This is a genomic window from Kiritimatiellia bacterium (genome assembly GCA_028715905.1).
Classification (GTDB): Bacteria; Verrucomicrobiota; Kiritimatiellia; order JAAZAB01; family JAAZAB01; genus JAQUQV01.
In genome coordinates, this window is the sequence record JAQUQV010000003.1 from 39,951 (window position 1) to 59,116 (window position 19,166).

Here is a 19,166-nt window from a genome sequence, read left to right on the forward strand (position 1 = left end):
TGATGTTATTCTTGAGCGGCCTTGATTTCTGCATGGCAACGTGCGCAATCCGCGCTATGTGAAAAATTATTAAAGAAGCCCGGGAAAAAGGCAATTGACAAAAAGTATTATTTGTTGACGAGAAGCATGATCATGATTTGTTCCGGCCCCATCCCGGTTTCGGCGTAAAAATATGGTTGATATCGGCGAAAGATAATGTAAATTCAGGCACAACCGCATCGGCGGGCGGAATATAATGAAAGAACAGCGCTTTTTTTAAGGAGGAGGGCGGATATGGAATCAAGAGAAGACGGCAATGTGCTGAAACCGGCGGTTGCGCGGGTTATGCGGTTGAGCATTGGTTTTTTGGCATTGATTTCCTGTTTTATTTTGGCGGAGTCTTGCGCCGATGGCGCCCCTATATGTAATCTGGATAACGCCGATAAATTCAAGATTCCGGAGCGCTGGGCGGCGCGTCCGGTTGGAGCGCGCGATTTTTACATTGAGAGTCCGTTGGAAATCCAGAATCAAGAGGTCCGGGTCGGGAATGAAACGCGGCTTTTCGGGGAAGTGCCCTGCTGGAAACAGGGGGTTTTACGCGTGTCCTATGGCGCGATGAGAGACCCGGACGGCACGTATTATAAAGAAGTATTGAGCCAAAGGGATAATCCGATCATCATATACGGACGTCCGAAGACCATGGATACCAATGCGCTGATGCGGATCAAGCGGGATTTCGGGAAACGATTTCTCGGGGTTTACGCGCTTGAGTGGTATAGTCATCCGTTCCTTGGCAACAGGGGGGTGGAAGGGGTGAAAACGGTATGCGAAGAATACAAGATTCCACTGGTGCGGAACCGGGACGAGGCCTTTCATCTCTTTGAATTGCATTTTAAAAACACGTGGGGCGGACTGCAGGCGGCCGGCATTCCCGTCTATGCCGGCCAGGCCACGTTTATGAATCACTGGGAATGCCGGATGGGTGTGAGCATAACCGGGGAGGAAATCGGCGGCAACGAGCGTTGCACGCCTATGCAGCTGGCGTTTTCGCGCGGCGCCAGCCGGCAATATGACGTGCCCTGGGTGGTGTATATTGCGAGTTGGGGCGGGGGAGTGGTGGGCGATGCGGAGACCCGTTATTTATTTGTGCGGCCGGATGAACGGCGGCTGAACTCCACCAGATCCGGAGGCACCTATGACGTCGGTCCTTACAGCGGCACTTCCTGGTCGTTGATGAAGCGCATGTTATACGCATCGTACATGGCGGGAACAGGTGTCGCGAGAAAAGAAGGCGATAAGAATGCTTTTTTCGCGAACTTTGACGCGGATACCGTGGATTCAATTCCGCCCTGCACACTCGCGCTGCAGGATCGGAAGACATATCTCTCGCCGCTGGGCCGGATATATGAAAGGTTTTATGACACGGTGACTGCCGGGCATGAGCGGGGGATTCCATACGCGCCGATCGCCCTGGTGTTTGACAAGAACCACGGCTGTATCCTGGAATATAGCCAGATCCATACCATATCTTGCGTCCCGTACGGGCCTGGCGAATGGCAGACGCGGGCGATAATCAACACTGTGTTTCCGTGGGAAGAAAGGCGCAAGGAGACCAAGTCGTTTGAATCCAATACGCTGGTGACCGGTCCTTTCGGGGATATATTTGACGTGTTGACCAGCGACGCCGGGGGCGAGGTGTTAAGCAGTTACCGGTGTCTTGCTTTGGTTGGGAATGTGCGGATGAATGAGGGGCTGGAAGACCGGATAAAAGAGCATGTCAAGGGCGGCGGAGTGGTCTTTATGGCAGTCGCGCAGATGACGCCGGCATTATGGGAGGCGGCCGGGCTGGAAGACGGCCGGGCGGACCTGCAGGCAAAGGTTTGGCGGGTGGAGGGGGAAGACAAGCGGGTGGAGGAAGACCAAAGCTGCACCTATCGGAAAGCAGGGTTAAAAGGCGCGGAGGCGCTGATCAGGACCGAAAACGGCGACCCGCTGGTGACCATTAAACGGGAAGGCAAAGGGGCGATCGTGGTTGGCCTTGCGGGCTGGATGACGATTGACGGGCCGAAGCCGAACCGGATGTTGAAAGTTTATTCGGAAGTGATGGGGAGGATAGCGGATGAATTGTCGCCCGTGAAAGTGAGCGGGAATGTGGAAAAACTTTATAACCGGAACGGCAAGGGATGGGTGGTAACCTTGATCAATAATGACGGCATTTATAAATATCCGGGCAAGAAGGAAGTGTTAAAGCCGGAAGAAGCGGTTGAGGTCAGTCTGGAACCGCGGTTTGCCCATGGCGCCGTCCGCGAATGGGTCACGGGGGCGGAGATGAAGGAATTGAAATTGACGGTCCCGCCGGGGGACGTGCGGATTGTTGAAATTGAGGAAAAATGAGCCGGGAGGGGGAATATTTAACCGATGAAAAAAATAATATTGCTGGCGATAGGCATAGCGGCCGGGGCCGCGGCGGGAAGCGCGGAGCAAGCGGCCGGGAAGGTTATTCTGGACGAAATGTTTGACCGTCCGGAAATCGGCGCGAACTGGGTGGTAAAGGAAGGATATTGGACGATCAAAAACGGCAGTTTATGCAACACGGACGGCGGGGTGATCCTGGCGGCCAAACCGATGGAAGGCGATTTTGCGCTGGAATGCGAGGTTCGGGTGGCAAAATGGAACGCGCAATATCCATGGGTTGATATTATCGTCGGTTATGATGATCCGGAGAATTACATGTCTTTAATGTTCACGCCCGGAGAACGTTATTATTATTTGAGGGCGACGGCTGATGCCGCGAATCAGATGTCAGGCGGCAATATTCCATTTGATCAAGACGTGTTTCACAAGGTCAGGCTGGAAAGCCGCGGGCTGATGGTAAAGTTTTTTTGGGACGGCGTCTATATTCGGCAGCACCGGTTCAGCCAGATTCTGCCGGCCATGGTTGGCTTTATGGGGAACAAGTCCGGCGCGGAATATGAAATCAGGGCGGTAAGGATAAGCGAGATTCAGGAGAGCGGGCGGCAGGTCGGTGAGTTGACGGTCAATGAAATCATGCGCGCGCAAGCATGGGAAGATGCCGGGAATAACAACGTGAAACGGGGCCGGGGCTGCGAAGAGAAGGATAATGCGGCCTGGCTGGAATATGATTTCAAGGAAACCGGCGAATACGCGGGGGTCTTCGTGCGGATGCCGGCGCGTATCGGCAATTCCGAAAAGGTTTTAATGGAAATAGCCGGGGACGGGTCCGCGAACAAAGCGTATCTGATCGCGCGGGACGCCGGAGATGAGGAACACTTAATCGGCACGGTCAGTCTGAACTGGGACGGGTGGCGTAAAATATCGTTGAATTACGAAATATTTTTGAAGCCTCCGGGGCGGGAGATATATGCGACCCATTGGGGCGGAGACGGGAACCAGACGATTGATTTTCCGATCAAGCAGATTGAAGTGGGCGTGGTCCGGTCCGATAAAGCCGTGAAACGCGCGGGTAGAATCGGCGTGCGCAACATCCGGTTTATGAAGGATGAAGGGGGATAGTTATCATATGACATTGACGCGCATGTTCTTGTTGATCGCGCCGGCGGCAGGCTTGATGCTGGTTGGATGTCATTTGATTGACGCTGCCGGCCGGAAAACCGGAGGCGAAAATCAAAAAACTGACGGCGCGCCGCCGAATTTCCTGCGGAACGGGAATTTTGAAAAAACAGACCGGCTCACCGGAAAGCCGGCGGACTGGTCTTGTCACGAGAAAATGGCTGGGAGCAATGTTATTGAGTGGGGGGTTACCCCGGAAAATGGCCGCGCGGGGCGGAATTGCCTGCGTTTAAGCTCGGAGAGGGAGGGATATCACGGCGGTATTTTTCAAAAAGTGGCGCTGGAACCCGATATGACTTATAAATTCAGCGCGTGGATCAAGGCGGACGTCGCGACCAATGACGGCAAGGTGGTATGCTTGTATTATGATGGCTATAATGAAGAGGATGGCAAAAAACAATGGTGGGGCGGGTCGTTAAAAACTCTGCGGCAGAGCGCGGACTGGCAATACGTGGAAAAGGTGATTGTTGCGACATCGCGCACGCCGGAAACGGTGAATTTTTATCCGTGCTTGTTTTACGGCGCGACGCGCGTATGGCTGGATGATGTGCGGCTGGTTGAGGAGGGGTATGCCGGCCAGCCGGGGAGGAGCGTATTTCAGATCAAGGCGCCCGCGGCGGACTGGGAGATTTTTTGCGACCAGGGGGAAAGGTATGGGGTTAAAACGCGGGCGGCGCGGGTGAAACGGGAACAGGTGGAAGGCCGGGATTGCCTGCGGCTTGATTATCGCTTTGAGACGGCCGGACATGATTGCGTGATGATACGCGCGGCGGCGAATGCCGGCGAAAAGGCCGGCCTGGCGGCCGTAACAATGTACGGGGACGGATCAGGGCATGAATTGTTTCTTATCCTGGAGGATAACGGCGGAGAGAATCATTATTTGCCGATTACCCCGGTTTATTGGAAAGGCTGGCGGACGGTTTATCGTGCCATGGATAAACTGTATCGGCCGCCCAGGAAGCATGAAATACATGCGACGTGTTGGGGCGGGGACAGCAACCAGGTTGTTGATTTGCCGCTCAAGCGGATTACGGTCGGAATGAACGACTGGCCCGATGAATACCGCGGGCGTGGGCGGGTCTGGCTGGAAAAGGCGGTTTTTTTAGACCGTTCCTTTTAAACATGATACACCTTTGCGTAGAATTTTAAATAAGGCCGGCGAATCGCCACCCGGGAAAGTTTTTAATGGCGGCGCTGCCGCCTTGGATTGGAATGAGAGCATGAGCAGGAGGTGCATGATGAGACGAATATTGAGCGGATTAGTCGCTGTCCTGGCGATCTCGGGATCATATGCGGATGACCTGGTTTTGGATGGCGGCGTAATTTATACCAATGACGCCGGGACGTCCAATTACGTTTGCTTTGTGGTCGGGAGCAACACGGCCGATAACGGATATATCCTGACCAACGGCGCGGTCTTGAATACGACCACGGCGGTTGTGGGTTATGCCGGATCTGCCACCAACAATTTTGTGCTGGTGGACGGGGCAACATGGCATAATGCCACCAACGTGTACATGGGCTACAGCGGCAGCGCCGGATTTAACCGCATCATCATCACCAACGGCGGTCTCTGGTCGCTTGGCAAAGACGCCATTGTTTTTGTCGGCAAAGCATCAAATCCCACCCGTATAAGCGAGGGTAAATACGTGTATTTTCTTGCCTCCCCGGTAAAATTTTGATAGTAAAAAAACATGAATGCATCCGGCAACGAAATAAACCTCAAGGGGCGCAGTCTTCTGAAACTTGTGGATTTGAGCGATGAGGAGTTGCTTTACCTCATTGACCTGGCCGGCCGCCTCAAGGAAATGAAAAAGCGCCGCGCCCACGGCAATTCCCTTTTCCGCCGGAACATTGCCTTGATTTTTGAAAAACCTTCAACCCGCACCCGTTCGGCCTGCACGGTTGCGGCGGTGGACGAGGGCGCGAGCGTGGAATATATGGACATGAAAGACCTGCATCTGGGTAAAAAGGAATCCATCAAGGATTCGGCGCGCGTGCTCGGCCGGATGTTTGACGGCATAATGTTTCGCGGTTTCAGCCAGGCGACCATGGAGACGCTGGCCAAATACGCCGGCATTCCGGTCTGGAACGGCTTGACCGACGAAAGCCATCCCACCCAGACCCTGGCCGATCTCATGACGATCCGTGAATGTTTTAAAGGTTTGCGCGGCTTGAAGGTGGTTTATGTCGGCGATGGCCGCAACAACGTGTGTCTTTCGCTGATGGTGGGCTGTGCCAAGACCGGCATCAATTTCGTTGACTGCACTCCGCGGGAACTTATGCCCGACGCGGCGGTTCTCGCGCAGGTTTCCGCGCTGGCGCGCGCGCACGGCTGCACGCTTGAAATCAGCCACGATCTCAACGCGGCCGTCCGGAATGCCCAGGTGATTTACACCGATGTCTGGATTTCCATGGGCGAGGAAAAGAAATTTGAGGAGCGCCACCGTCTCCTGAAGCCCTATCAGGTCAGCATGGACCTCATGCGTAAAACCGGCAAATTGGAAAACGGCGGGGTGATTTTCCTGCATTGCCTGCCGGCTTTCCACAACCATGAGACGGAAGCGACCCGCGCGACAGGCGCCCTGGAAGTTACCGACGAGGTCTTTGAAGCGCCATTTTCAAGGGTTTTTGACCAGGCCGAAAACCGCCTGCATACTATCAAGGCCATCATGGTTGCGACATTGGCCGGAGGGGGGATATAAGCCGTGAATGCCCCGCAAACTGTTCTGAGGGAGTTGGCGTGGGGCGAGTTTCAGAAGCTTGATTTGAAGCAAAAGGCGGACTGTTTCAACCTTGACGGACAGCCTTATCACGTTCTGGTCGCCCAGCAGTTTGACCGGCGGCTTCTTGAGGAACTGGGCGACCTGGCCACCAATATTCGTTATATCGCCAAAACCAAGTCCGGCATGGATTTTCTGCACGCGTTGTTATCCCATAAAACCGCCATGCTTTATTTCACCCAGCCGAGCACCCGCACTTTTCTTTCGTTTCATTCCGCCTGCCAGATTCTGGGCATGCGCACGGTTGAAGTGCGCGATACGGCCACTTCCAGCGAAATGAAGGGCGAAACCCAGGAAGATTCGGTGCGGACTTTCAGTTCTTTTTCCGATGCCATCATCATGCGCAGCGCCATTCCCGGTCTGGCCGAGAAAATGGCCTGGGTTCTTTCCAACACCGAGCGCCCGGTACCGATTCTCAACGCCGGGTCCGGAAAGGACCAGCACCCCACTCAGGCCCTGCTTGATATCTATACCTTGCGTCGCAGTTTTGAAAAAAGAGGCGGCATAGACCGCAAGAAAATAGTTTTTGTGGGCGATCTGGCGCGCGGCCGGACGGTGCGCTCGCTCGCCTATCTCCTCAGCAATTACGCCGGCGTCCGGCAGTATTTTATCGCTCCGCCGCAGCTCCAGATTGGCCGGGACATCCTGGAAATCCTGGGCCGGGCCGGGGTTGATTACGAGCTGGATTCCGATTTTGAAAAGTATATTCCCGAGGCCGACGCGGTCTACATGACGCGCATCCAGGACGAGTGGGATGAGAAAAAAGGCCAGAGCGAGAAAATCAAAGCCGCAAAATTTCATTTCACGGCCGGCCATCTGAAAAAACTGTCGGCGCAGGCGGTTATTATGCATCCCCTCCCGCGCCGCGGGGAAATCGCCGTTGAAGTGGACAGCGATCCGCGCGCCGTCTACTGGCGTCAGGTGCGCAACGGCATGTGGATCAGGGTCGCCCTCCTTGCCAGTATTTTCGGGTGCGGCCCGGCGATCAGCGGTTTTCACGGCGGATAGGCGTTGAACCGGCGCGCGCCCTATTTCGGTGCGGGAAAAATGCGGGTCTTTTCTGGGGGCGCAAATTCCTCACGCTTCACTTCTCCGCCCCTGAATCGCCGCATGGGGCTGCGGCTCCTACGTCTCTCAAATACAGTTGCAGCCTTTGGCGGCTTAATTCAGGGGATTAGTTTTTTCAGATGCTCCACGTATGCCCCGGGGCCGCCCGGTATATACCCGGTGCGCGCCAGGACCTTGCCCTTGGCATCCAGCAAAAGCACCGTGGGAAAACCGCGCACCCCGTATTGTTTGGAAAGTGCGGCGTTCTGTTTCTTGATCGCGTCGTCCTGCGGTTTATTGCGCGGGAAATCGGCGAGGAAGAGCACCAGCCTGTCCTTGGCGAATTCCTGGAATTCTTTCCGGGAAAACACTTCCTTGTCCAGCCGGATGCACCAGCCGCACCAGTCCGATCCGGAAAAATCGGCCAGGATGGGCAATTGTCTTTCGGCGGCCGTTTTTTTTGCAGCTTCAAAATCTGTCAGCCAGTTGTCGGCGCCGCGCAGATTGGCGGAAAACGCCGCGGCCAGGACGATTGACAGCAATATTTTTTGCATTCTTATCCTCCTTGTAGTATTGTTTCAGGCGTTGGATTCATGCAAGCCTTTTTGCCGGAGCATGTCAAGCAGGAACATGACAAGCATATTGATGAAAGGATTGAATCTATGGAACAGGTAGTCATTATCGGGGCCGGGCCGGCCGGTTACACCGCCGCGATCTATTGCGCCCGGGCGAATCTCAGGCCGCTGGTTGTTGAAGGCGCGCAGCCGGGCGGCCAATTGACCACCACGACTGAAATTGAAAATTTTCCGGGTTTTCCCGATGGGATCGGCGGCGTGGAATTGATGGGGGTGATGCGCGGACAGGCCGAGCGGTTCGGCGCGCGCATCAGGGCGGGCGCGGTAACCGGCGCCGATTTCAAACGCCGGCCTTTCACGGTTAACCTGGAACAGGGTGTTCCGGTTGAAGCGGAATCCGTGATCATCGCCACCGGCGCCAGCGCCGTTTATCTGGGGCTGGATTCCGAGCAAAAGCTCATCGGCCGCGGCGTTTCGGGGTGCGCCACCTGCGACGGTGCCCTTTACCGCAACAAGGCCGTGGCGGTGGTCGGCGGCGGCGACACCGCCATGGAGGACGCCCTGTTCCTGACGCGGTTTGCCGCGGCGGTAACCCTCATCCACCGGCGGGATAAATTCCGCGCCTCAAAAATCATGGCCGAACGGGTAACGACCCATCCCAAAATAAAAGTGCTCTGGAACAGCGTTGTTGCGGAAGTGCGCGATGTTTCCAAGATGAGCGTGGATGCTTTGCAGATAAGGAATACGCTTACGGGGGAGATCAGCGTTCTGCCGGTGGCCGGCCTTTTCGTCGCCATCGGCCACAAACCGAACACGGATATTTTCAAAGGGCAGGTCGCCATGGATGAGAAGGGATATATCATCGCTGAAAACACCCGCACAAATGTGCCCGGGGTTTTCGCGGCCGGAGACGTGCAGGACCATTCCTACCGGCAGGCGGTTACCGCGGCCGGCTCGGGATGCATGGCCGCGATTGAGGCGGAAAGGTTCCTGGGGAATGGATAAGGAAAGATATCTCTGGCGGGTTTTGAGAGCGGGTAAGAAACGCTTTTGCGATTAATATCAAATGAAAAACTGGATAAAAGAGTGGCAGACCTATAAGCGCTTGGTCGGCTATGCCCGTCCGTATTTATGGCGTTTGATCATCGGCGGGGGGTGCGGCGTGCTTTTTGCCGGCTCCACGACGGGTATGCTGGTGGCCGCGCGCAACACGCTGCGCGAAGTATTCCAGAACGCGCCTTTTTACCAGGTGTTTTTGATCGCCGTTTTCCTGCCCTTGCTGGCGCTTGGGCGCAGCGTCGGGCAGTTTTTAAGCGATTATTATATTCAATGGGTCGGCAACCGCGTGGTAATGGATTTGCGCATTCTGACCTTTGCGCATTTGCAGGAGCTCTCGGTCCGTTTTTTTACAAAGAGCAGGACGGGCGAACTGATTTCGCGCACCATCAACGATTCCATGATGGTGGAAAGGGCGGTGTCGGTCGTGCTCGGGGACCTGGTCAAGGAGCCGTTCGTTTTCATCGGCGCGGCGGGATTTCTTTTCTGGCTTGATCCGTTGCTGGCTTTTGGCAGCCTGGTGCTGTTCCCTGTCTGCATATTGCCGATTGCCCTCTTCGGCCGGCGGGTGCGCCGTTACGCCCGCCACAGCCAGGAGCGCCTGGCTTCCCTTGTGTCAATCATGCAGGAAACCCTCTCCGGCATCCGCATTGTCAAGGCATTCGGCATGGAAAAATATGAAATAGTAAGATTTGCGGATCAATGCCGTCTTTTCTTCAACCGCATCATGCGCGTGGCGCGCGACAAGGCCGTCATTGAGCCGCTGATCGTTTTCGTTTCCATTATCGGGCTGGCCCTGGTGCTGGTTTACGCCCGCTGGACTAAAATGCCGGCCGAGAATTTTATAACCTTTGCCATCGCCATGGTTGCGCTTTACGAGCCGGTCAAAAAACTGAGCAAGGTGCACCTCAATATTCAGCAGACTTCGGCCTCCGCCGACCGGATTTTTGAAATCATGGATTCGCCGGTCCTGATTCACGATTCACCCGCCGCAATTGAACTCAAAGGCGATGTGGATTCAATCCTGTTTGACAATGTCAGTTTTGCCTACGACGGGCCTTTTGTGCTGCGCAATATCCGCCTTGACGTCAGGGCCGGGGAAATGGTGGCGATTGTCGGCGGGTCCGGGGCCGGCAAGACCTCGCTGGTCAATCTGATCCCCCGGTTTTATGATGTCAGCTCCGGCGCATTGCGGATCAACGGAGCCGATATCCGCGGTTTTACGGTCAAATCCCTGCGCGCAAAAATCGGCATGGTTACCCAGGAAACGATTCTTTTCAACGACACAATCGCGGCCAACATCGCCTACGGCCACACGGAAGCTTCGCGCGCTTCCATTGAGGAGGCGGCCGGCCGGGCCCACGCCCACGAGTTTATCCGGGAGATGCCGGAGGGGTATGAAACCGTTATCGGCGAGAGGGGGGTGCGCCTTTCGGGCGGGCAGTGCCAGCGCCTGGCGATTGCCCGCGCCATCCTGCGCAACCCGCCAATCCTGATCCTGGACGAGGCCACCAGCGCCCTGGACACCGAGTCGGAACGTCTCGTCCAGGCCGCGCTGGACGAATTGATGCGGGGCCGGACCGTTTTCGCCATTGCCCACCGTCTTTCCACGATCATGCATTGCGATAAAATAATCGTGCTGGAAAACGGCGGGATTGTTGAAATGGGCGCGCACGAAGAACTGCTGGGGTTGAACGGCGTCTATCGCCGGCTCTATGACCTGCAGTTTGCCAATCTCCAGCCGAATGGCGTTGCGCGCGAATAACTCCAAGCAGGTCCCTTTCCTGTATACATCCGTAAACGGTTTCGGTCTGCGGCATTATGCCCGTTTTGCGGGCCGGATACGGCCGCGCGGCTCACCGTCGGCGCAGGCGGGCGAGGATGTCGCGCACATAGCGTTTTGTAGCGGGATAAGTGATGCCATCCCAGAATTTATTCGCGTCGCCGCCGTCGTTTGCCGCCCAGCGCACGGCGTTTGACCGGCCGGCATTGTATTCCGCGAGGGCATAGGGCAGGGGATTGGGCTTGTTTGTCCAGCGTGCCATTGACCGTTGCAGATACCATGACCCGGCCTGGATGTTCGTTTCCGGATTAAAGAGATCGTTTTTTTTGAAATTGACTATTCCGGATGATTGCGCCCATTCCCGGGCGGCGTTCTCGGTTACCTGCATCAGGCCGATTTCGCCGTGTCCGCCGCGGCAATTGTGCTTAAATCCGCTTTCGCGCCAGATAACCGCCCGGATTAATTCCGGGGCAAGATTGTGTTCGGCGGCGGCTTTTGCGATAATCTTGTCGTAGGCGTGCATCCGGCGCCAGCGATTGATGCCAAAGGCGGTTACAAGCGCGAGCGCCGTTATGAGGATAATCAGGCAATAAAGCCTCATTTTCTGCGTGTTTTGCATTTTAAGCACACGGCTGATATTTGCGCAGCAACGCCAGATAGGCGGCCAGGGAGAGGAGCGCCATGACGAGCATTCCGGGGTCAATATCGCGGAGCCATATTTGCGGCGAAGATGGATGAATATAAAGCGGCGCATAAACCGCGGCAGATAATACGATCTGCATAACCAGCAATGCAATCCCGAACGGGCGCGAGAACCAGAACGCGAGCAGGGCCAGTCCCGCCGAGAAAACGAGCGGGGTAAAAAGCGTGCCCTGGTGGATGAACGTGTCGGCGAACATAATCAGACACCACGCCGCAGTCGTGGCGGCGCCGGCCAGCAGACACTTGAAACCGCCCGCGGAAAGCGATGTGCGGGGGACACGCCGTGCCGCCGCAAGCAAGAGAGCGGGCAGAACCAGAAGAAGCGGCCCGAGCGAGGGGATCAGATGAAAGAACAAAGTCAGCCGCATCCAGGCCAGAAAAGAGGACACATCCATGGCAGCGGGGTGGGGCATGATAAATGGCAGGCGGGCGAGGAGGGTAACCAGGTTCATCAGTTTCTTTTTTGCGATCTCGCCGAGCGGGAGGCGTGCATAAGAATCCATGATGGTGGCGGTGATGGAACGCCCGTCCCACGGTGTTAAAGAGCCGCCGATATGCATTTTGATCAAGGCGTCGCCCGGGGGATCGTAAACTTTTTGAAATATCGTCCAGGAGAGAAGGAGAACGGCAAAAGGGACCAGCGCGGCGGCAATGATCCGGGCTGAAGGCCAGCGGCGGCAAAGGAGCGCCGCCGCCGCGATGCCGGCCAAACCAAAAAAACTGCCGCCGTGCGCGAGCATGGCCAGGCCGGAGCTGGCGCCGATGATAAGGCCGGTGGCCAGATTGTCCCGCCGGTCATCGCAACAATCCCGGAACAACAGCTCCGTCATCACAATAAACAGGAAGGGAACCGCCAGCAGTTTCGGCCAGACGAAGAAAGCGTTGACGATAAACACGGGGGCAAGGACGGCGAACGACAAAACGCCGAAAGCGGCAAGCCGTCCTGTTTTCAGTTGCCGCAAAAGTATCCATAATCCCGCCAGGGCCAGGCATTGCAGCGGAACCGCCAGGCATAAATAATGCAGATCAACGCAGTCGTTTTTTTCAGTGTCCATGAAGAGAGGCGATTGCAGGAGGACAATCCCGGTCTGCAGCGGCGGCCGGTCGCTGAAGCGCCATGTGTCCCGCCATGTTTCCACGATGGTGCGGCCGTTGTATATCTTTATCGCGCCCCAGAGCGGCAGGCATTGATCAACCGGGAGCGCGTGCGAAAAGCGATTGGTGGAGGTTCTTAACGGTTTTTCCGTCCCCCCGTATAAAAAACCGAACGAAAGAACGAAAATGCCGATGCTGGCGACAATCGCCAGCGGCCAGACCAGTTCCAGCCGCATGGGCGGTGAAAAAAGACGGCGCCGCTCTTTCACTGCGGCGAAGACCGCCAGGCCGGCGCACGCGGCTGAAAATATTTTTCCGCACAAGGGATTCGCAAAATATATCCAGAATGCAAGGTATCCGCAGAAACAGGCGAGGATTAATACCGCCGCCAGAAACCGGCCCGGCTTTTGAAAACAAGCCGGCGGCAAGAAGAGCGCCAGCGCCAGACCCGGCAGAACGAAAAGGAAAAAATGCAGACAGATCAGCCCCGCGGTAAAAAACGGGCGGTTCATGAAAACATACCAGGGTGGCGGCTCATAATTCAAAAGGGGCGCGCTGACGCCCAACCATCCTTTATCCGGTCGGGCCGAGTTGTCGCCGGCAGTCAGGCGGACCGCGCGGCCGATCCAATTCGTCTCCAGCCGCCATTGAACCAGGCGCCAGGCGGCGCCCGGGTCTTTCACGGGGCAAAATTCAATTCTTTCCCCCGTGGCTGCGTCGGCAAGCATTATGCGATTGCCCGGATGCCGGGGATAGCCGGAGATGTAAAAGAACAATTTCGGGGGAGTCGTGAATTCTGCGGAAACGAAAGCTCCCGTGGCCGCCGGCGTTGCCAGGGATGTCCATAACGGGGGCTTGCTGTCCGGATAAACGGCCGGCCAGTGAATGGCGGGATTGCCGTTGTTATCCGCAAAGGCGCCGTGGCAGAAAACGCGCTCCCGGTATTCGCGGCTGTTGCGGATTTCAGCGCGCAGTTCCCGTTCGTCCAGCCCGGCTCCGGCCATGCGTCCGGCATAAAAATCCAGACCGCTTTCGTCGGGCGCGCGGTTTAGCAGTTCCGCGTAAACATTGGAAACAATGGATTCATAACCGGCGGTTGTGGCATTTTCTTTTGAGAGCGCCGCGGGAGAAACGCACCCAAGGTAAAGCATGGCGCCGAAAAGCCCGGCAAAACAGATAAAACTCCGGCTCATCAATTTTCACCAGGGGGCGGGAGAATAAAGGGCCAGAGCGTAGATGGTTGAGTAAATATTGGCGGGAACGGCGTTTGGTCCGCCGAGCGTGAATTCTGTTTTTGCCCGGCTGGCAATGTCGTCCCCGCGTCCGCTGTTGAAAACGATTGACCACATGCCGGTTTCATAATTATACACGGCCTGGTCGTCGTATCCGTTGCCGTCGTAATCCCCGGCTGCCACCGGCAGGGTCTGTCCGAATATTCCCAGCTGGAATAAATCCATGTAAGGGACAAAGCAGTCGGTTGTCGTCAGTTTGTAAACGCAAATGCCGCGCGGCACGTCAAACGTGCGCGAGCGGTAATTACCCGGCGCCGGCAGGGAACCGGAGGATCCCCAGACATAATAATCAACATAATCACTTTTGCCGGCCATATACAGTATGGACCAGGCGGAACTTTCCATATTCGTTCCCCGGTAATAATAACACAGGTCGTCCAGACCGTCCTGGTCATAATCAAAAGGCATGGGCAGTACCGTGTAGGTCCGGGGGGTTTCCCATGGCCGGAAATCGCCAAGATATCCCCACTTGACGCTGCCCTCGGCCTGATAACTGCTTAAAAAGGCGGTCCAATAGCCGGTTTGCGGATCATAAACGGCCAAATCCGTTGTCCGGTCGCCGTCATAATCGGCCGGCACCGGCCAGCAACCCGGCCGGCCGAATATGCCGGAACCTTCCCAGCCGCTGCTGAGCTTGCCGCGCCACGTTGCGGTGGTTGTGTCAAAAACTCCGATGTCGGCTTTGCCGTCGCCGTCATAATCACCCGGCACCGGCCGGCATGCGCCGGAACCGAGGTATTCGGTGCGGATAGTGCCGCTCAATGTCTGGAAAATTTCCCATTTGCCGGAATCCGGGTAATAGACGGCGGGATCCGTGCATCCATCGCCGTCAAAATCGTTGTTGACTTTCCGCAATTCATCCGCCGATACCCGCAAAAGTCCCGGCATAATAATTACCGCGCATGCTGCCGCCAAAATCCTTGTTTTCATTTTTGTCTCCATTTCTTGCAATGCCCTTCCACTACATTAAATTAAGCATAATCCGTGCCAGGCGGCTCGTCTGATTCATATTGCATGGCCGGGCGCGCCTGAAATGTTATGCCATACTGTCTTCATCCGAATCCTGAGTGCCTTAAGAACAGCCCGTCGCCTTATGAAAGTTTCAAGCCTGTGCTTTTCGTGCGCTTAAGTTATCATTTTCTCAAAACATAGACAACAGAAAATTGGTTTAAGATTGCACAAAAGGGCAGGTTGTGATTATAGTTCTCCGATTTCCATCCGGGAGGAAAAACGCGGTTGGAAACATAAGAATGGGAGGGACGAACATGCCAGGCCGATTTATGAAGATTTTTTTTGTCCGTTATGTGCCCACGCGTTTTTACCGCGTGTTCAAACGCCATGTATTGCGGCTGGCGGATTTCCGCGCGGGCCGTTCGGGCGGGCGCAATCCTCTCATTCCCCCGGCCAGCAAGACTTTCGTCTATGGCGTTGATCCCGATTTCAAGGTCATCGGCGGCGAATTTCTCAGGCATTTCATTGAACTGGGCGGGCTCAAGCCGGAACATAAGGTGCTTGATATCGGCTGCGGGATCGGCCGGATCGCGCTTTCCCTGACCGGATACCTTTCGCCCCGCGGCGAATACCGGGGTTTTGACATAATACGCGAGGGCATCGTCTGGTGCCGGGAAAATATCACGCCGCGCTGCCCTAATTTCCATTTTGAAGCGGCGGACATTTTCAATCGGACTTACAATCCGGGCGGGAAATATTCCGCCGCGGATTTCAGTTTCCCATACCGCGACAACTATTTTGATTTTGTCTACACGACTTCCGTTTTTACGCACATGCTTCCGGCGGACATGGAGCATTACCTGGCCGAATCGGCGCGCGTGATGAAGCCCGGCGGCCGATGCATGCACACGTTTTTTATCGCCACCGCCGAGGCGCTCTCCCTCATGGCGCAGGGCCGGGCGGCTTTCAATTTTATATATGAACGCAAAGGTTATCGCACCGTGAGCAGACTGGAGCCGGAAAAAGCCGTGGCCTATGATGAGGCCGTCGTGCGCGCCCTTTACGAAAAACACGGGCTGACAATTCTTGAGCCGATCCGCTTCGGGAACTGGTGCGGACGGGAAAACTGCATCAGCGGGCAGGATGTTGTCGTGGCCGCGAAAAACTGATTCAATGCGGCCGCCCGGCCGGCTGATGGTCCACGGGGCGCTTCACTTTTCCGCAATTCCGCGGCAGGTTATGAATTGGCGGGGGCCGATCCCCATTACTTTGCGGAACTGGCGCGAAAAATAATTGCTGTCGTTAAAACCGGTTTGCAGAGCCGCTTCGGTAACGTTCATTTCTCCCTGGCGGAGCAGTTCCGCGCCGCGCATCACGCGCAAACGGATAAGATATTTAACCGGGGATAGTCCCGTGGCGGCATTGAAATGTCTGTGGAAATTGCGCGCCGACATGTGAACCGTTGCGGGCAAATCCGCCGGGCATATCGGCTTGGCGTAATTTTGCTCCATATATGCGATGGCCTCGGAGATTTTCGCCAGGGGGGGCTGGAAGTTTGCCCGGCGGTCCTCGTAATACCGGGCGAGGGAAGCGGCAATCAGCATCAAAAGCGCCTTGGCGGTGAAGGCGAACCCGGCCTTTCTTTCCTGCAATTCCCGTTCCAGGAAGCCGGTTAGATTTTGAATGTATGCCAGTTGTTTCAGGTTAAGATGCAGATGGGGCTTAAATCCGTAAAAAATTTTGGCCGGCCGGCGCGTTTCAAAGAGGGCGTGATAGCCCGGCAGGTCTTCCAGTTCCTTCAGCGGCAGGCGCAGGGGGCCCGGATAAAAAAGAACGTTGATCAGCCGGAGATTTTCAGTGTTGGAGTATCCGTGCGCGTTGTGTTTCCGGATTACAAAGACGTCGCCGGACGCGATCGGATACGATTCGTTTTCCGTGAAGTGAATGCCCCGGCCGCTTTCAATGACAACCAGCTCCATGAATTCGTGGTAATGAAAGTTTGCGGTGATCTGGCGGCTGATCCGCATGACCGCCAGGGGGAAATCGCCGAACCGCCATTGCAACAATGCCGCTTTTTTTGTCATGATTTTTTAAAACTCTCTGGCGGAATTGTGCTTGTTTTTGGCGGAATAATCAAGGCGGTATTTTTTATTTTTGCTATATTTGCTTCCGGGTTTTAAGAAAAAATCGTTTTTCGCGGGGCAAACCATGAACACGCGCGAGCGTTTCCAGGCCGTTATGAATTTTCGTCCCTTTGACCGGCTCCCGATTCTTGAGTGGGCGCCGTGGTGGGATAAAACCCTTGCGCGCTGGCGTTCCGAGGGGTTGCCGGAAAATGCGGCCGACCGTTATGCCATCTGCCGTCATTTCGGCCTGGATGTTTATTGCCAGGATTGGTTCAGAATTTACTCGCCCGGTTGTCCCGCTCCGGCCAGCCATGGCGCGGGCATCATTTCCGATGAAAATGATTATGAACGGGTCCGGCCGTATCTTTATCCCGCCAACGCCGTGGATTTGGGGATGTGGAAAAAATGGGCGGATGAGCAAAAAACAGGCCGGGTTGTCCTGTGGTTTACGGTGGATGGCTTTTTCTGGTTTCCAAGGCAGTTGCTGGGCATAGAAAGGCATCTCTACGCCTTTTACGATCAGGCCGGCCTGATGCATCGGATTAACGCCGACCTTGTGGAATGGATGTCGCGCATGATTGACGATGTCTGCTCCGTCTGCGAGCCCGACTTCATGACCTTTGCCGAGGACATGAGCTACAACAAGGGCCCGATGCTTTCAAAAGAGCATTTTGAACAGTTCGTGGCGCCGTATTACGCGCGGATCATTCCAAAACTGAAGAAACATAACGTCATTCCCATCGTGGATTCGGACGGCGATGTTTCCGTCCCGGCGGCCTGGTTTGAAGCGGCCGGCATAGAAGGCATTCTTCCCCTGGAACGGCAGGCGGGGGTTGACGTTTCGCAGTTGCGGCGGGAACATCCGGAAATGAGGTTCATCGGCCACTTTGATAAAATGACCATGAACAAGGGCGAGGCGGCCATGCGCGCGGAGTTTGAACGTTTGCTTCCCGTGGCGGCCAAAGGCGGATTCCTGCCGGCGTGCGACCACCAGACCCCGCCCGGCGTTTCCTGCAATGATTATCGGCTCTATATTTCGCTTTTCAACGAGTACGCGCGCGAGGCGGGGCTTATGTCGCAGAGCGCGGCCGGGTTGTCTTGAAACTTGAATATGACGTCAAAAGAAAGAGTGTTGACGGCGTTCGCGAGTCAGGAGCCTGATCGCGTGCCTGTCAATTATCTTGCCAACGCCGGCATAGACCGGCGCTTGAAGGAACATTTCGGACTGGGAGAGAATGACGGCGAGGGGTTGCGCCATGCGCTCGGCGTTGATTTTCGCGGGGCAGGTGCGCCGTATAAAGGCCCCAGACTGCACGCGGATATTCCTGAACGCAGCATCAAGGTGGATGATTGGGGAATTCGCCGGCGATGGATTGAGCACGAAACAGGCGGTTACTGGGATTATTGCGAATTTCCGCTGCAAAGCGCCACGGAAGATGAGGTGGCCCGATGGTCCATGCCGTCGCCGGATGATTTTGATTACAGCGTTGTGGCGGGAAATTGCCGGAAAAACCGGGAATATGCGGTCTCTGCCGGTGGACCCGGGGTCGGCGACATCATCAACAGCAACGGCATGCTGCGCGGCATGGAACAGACGCTGGTGGACCTGATAACGGACGATCCTGCGGGAATGCTGCTGGCCCGGCGCCGGACCGATATTTATCTTGAAATCATTCGCCGCACTCTTGAAGCCGCAGAAGGCGGGATTGATTTTTTATGGATGGGCGAGGATTTGGGCACGCAGATAGCGCCCATTATCAGCCTGGACTTTTATCGCCGGCAAATCCGTCCGTTGCATCAGAAGTTCGTTGATCTGGCAAAGAGCTTTGGCCTGCCGGTGATGATCCACACCTGCGGTTCCAGCAGTTGGGCGTATGAAGATTTTATCCAAATTGGCATTAAAGTTGTGGATACCCTCCAGCCGGAGGCAAAAGACATGGCTCCGGAATATCTGAAGAAAAAATTCGGCGGCCGGCTGGCGTTTCACGGCTGCATTTCCACGGCCGGTCCCGTTGCCACGGGAACAGTGGAGGATACCGCAGCCTATTGCAGGCACACGCTTGAAATCATGATGCCGGCCGGCGGGTATTGTTTTGCGCCCACGCATTCCCTGCAGGACAACTCTCCTGCGGAAAACGTGGTTGCCATGTATGAAACCGCAAAAAAGTATGGAAAATATTAATGGT

General features: G+C 55.7%; 16 protein-coding genes. 11 read left to right on the plus strand and 5 right to left on the minus strand.

All coding sequences use genetic code 11. The features are described from left to right. Positions 1-273 precede the first annotated feature (273 nt). The 6 genes from PHP98_01520 to pyrB all read left to right on the plus strand — a co-directional run bounded on the left by PHP98_01520 (position 274) and on the right by pyrB (position 7,361). Positions 274-2,373, plus strand: coding sequence for a hypothetical protein (locus PHP98_01520; protein ID MDD5482320.1), 2,100 nt, complete (start codon positions 274-276; stop codon positions 2,371-2,373). A gap of 24 nt (positions 2,374-2,397) precedes the next feature. After that, positions 2,398-3,513, plus strand: a complete 1,116-nt coding sequence (locus tag PHP98_01525; GenBank protein ID MDD5482321.1) for a hypothetical protein — start codon at positions 2,398-2,400, stop codon at positions 3,511-3,513. Between the two features lie 7 nt (positions 3,514-3,520). Then, complete coding sequence (locus PHP98_01530) at positions 3,521-4,690, plus strand: carbohydrate binding domain-containing protein (protein MDD5482322.1); 1,170 nt, start codon at positions 3,521-3,523, stop codon at positions 4,688-4,690. 130 nt (positions 4,691-4,820) lie between these two features. Next, positions 4,821-5,252 (plus strand): hypothetical protein, encoded by a 432-nt coding sequence (locus PHP98_01535; GenBank protein ID MDD5482323.1) that lies wholly within the window; start codon positions 4,821-4,823, stop codon positions 5,250-5,252. Positions 5,253-5,264: 12 nt separating this feature from the next. After that, the gene (gene argF / locus PHP98_01540; protein MDD5482324.1) at positions 5,265-6,275 is read left to right on the plus strand and encodes an ornithine carbamoyltransferase; all 1,011 of its coding nucleotides are present in this window, start codon (positions 5,265-5,267) and stop codon (positions 6,273-6,275) included. A 3-nt stretch (positions 6,276-6,278) separates the two neighbouring features. Continuing rightward, positions 6,279-7,361: an aspartate carbamoyltransferase gene (gene pyrB / locus PHP98_01545; protein MDD5482325.1), complete on the plus strand. Its 1,083-nt coding sequence runs from the start codon at positions 6,279-6,281 to the stop codon at positions 7,359-7,361. A gap of 158 nt (positions 7,362-7,519) precedes the next feature. Here the strand turns inward: pyrB and PHP98_01550 are convergent, their stop codons facing one another. Continuing rightward, positions 7,520-7,954, minus strand: coding sequence for a thioredoxin family protein (locus PHP98_01550; GenBank protein MDD5482326.1), 435 nt, complete (start codon positions 7,952-7,954; stop codon positions 7,520-7,522). Between the two features lie 108 nt (positions 7,955-8,062). Here PHP98_01550 and trxB point away from each other — a divergent pair, with 108 nt between their 5' ends. Both trxB and PHP98_01560 read left to right on the plus strand, forming a co-directional pair. Continuing rightward, positions 8,063-8,980, plus strand: a complete 918-nt coding sequence (trxB, locus tag PHP98_01555) for a thioredoxin-disulfide reductase (protein ID MDD5482327.1) — start codon at positions 8,063-8,065, stop codon at positions 8,978-8,980. 61 nt (positions 8,981-9,041) lie between these two features. Further along, positions 9,042-10,796 carry an ABC transporter ATP-binding protein gene (locus tag PHP98_01560; protein MDD5482328.1) on the plus strand — a complete coding sequence of 585 codons (1,755 nt, stop codon included), beginning with the start codon at positions 9,042-9,044 and terminating at the stop codon, positions 10,794-10,796. A gap of 91 nt (positions 10,797-10,887) precedes the next feature. On the opposite strand, the gene PHP98_01565 is transcribed toward PHP98_01560, so the two are convergent. Genes PHP98_01565 through PHP98_01575 form a run of 3 tightly spaced genes read right to left on the minus strand, consistent with a single transcriptional unit; the run spans position 10,888 to position 14,833 of the window. Next, positions 10,888-11,433, minus strand: a complete 546-nt coding sequence (locus PHP98_01565) for a lytic transglycosylase domain-containing protein (protein MDD5482329.1) — start codon at positions 11,431-11,433, stop codon at positions 10,888-10,890. Between the two features lies 1 nt (position 11,434). Beyond that, positions 11,435-13,804, minus strand: a complete 2,370-nt coding sequence (locus tag PHP98_01570) for a hypothetical protein (GenBank protein MDD5482330.1) — start codon at positions 13,802-13,804, stop codon at positions 11,435-11,437. Between the two features lie 6 nt (positions 13,805-13,810). Beyond that, positions 13,811-14,833: a VCBS repeat-containing protein gene (locus PHP98_01575; GenBank protein ID MDD5482331.1), complete on the minus strand. Its 1,023-nt coding sequence runs from the start codon at positions 14,831-14,833 to the stop codon at positions 13,811-13,813. 350 nt (positions 14,834-15,183) lie between these two features. On the opposite strand from PHP98_01575, the gene PHP98_01580 reads away from it, so the two are divergent. Then, the gene (locus tag PHP98_01580) at positions 15,184-16,023 is read left to right on the plus strand and encodes a class I SAM-dependent methyltransferase (protein MDD5482332.1); all 840 of its coding nucleotides are present in this window, start codon (positions 15,184-15,186) and stop codon (positions 16,021-16,023) included. A gap of 42 nt (positions 16,024-16,065) precedes the next feature. Here the strand turns inward: PHP98_01580 and PHP98_01585 are convergent, their stop codons facing one another. After that, positions 16,066-16,938 carry a helix-turn-helix domain-containing protein gene (locus tag PHP98_01585; GenBank protein MDD5482333.1) on the minus strand — a complete coding sequence of 291 codons (873 nt, stop codon included), beginning with the start codon at positions 16,936-16,938 and terminating at the stop codon, positions 16,066-16,068. A gap of 124 nt (positions 16,939-17,062) precedes the next feature. Between PHP98_01585 and PHP98_01590 the strand changes: the two genes are divergently transcribed. Then, positions 17,063-18,082, plus strand: a complete 1,020-nt coding sequence (locus PHP98_01590; protein MDD5482334.1) for a uroporphyrinogen decarboxylase family protein — start codon at positions 17,063-17,065, stop codon at positions 18,080-18,082. A 9-nt stretch (positions 18,083-18,091) separates the two neighbouring features. Continuing rightward, positions 18,092-19,162, plus strand: coding sequence for a uroporphyrinogen decarboxylase family protein (locus PHP98_01595; GenBank protein MDD5482335.1), 1,071 nt, complete (start codon positions 18,092-18,094; stop codon positions 19,160-19,162). Positions 19,163-19,166 lie beyond the last annotated feature (4 nt).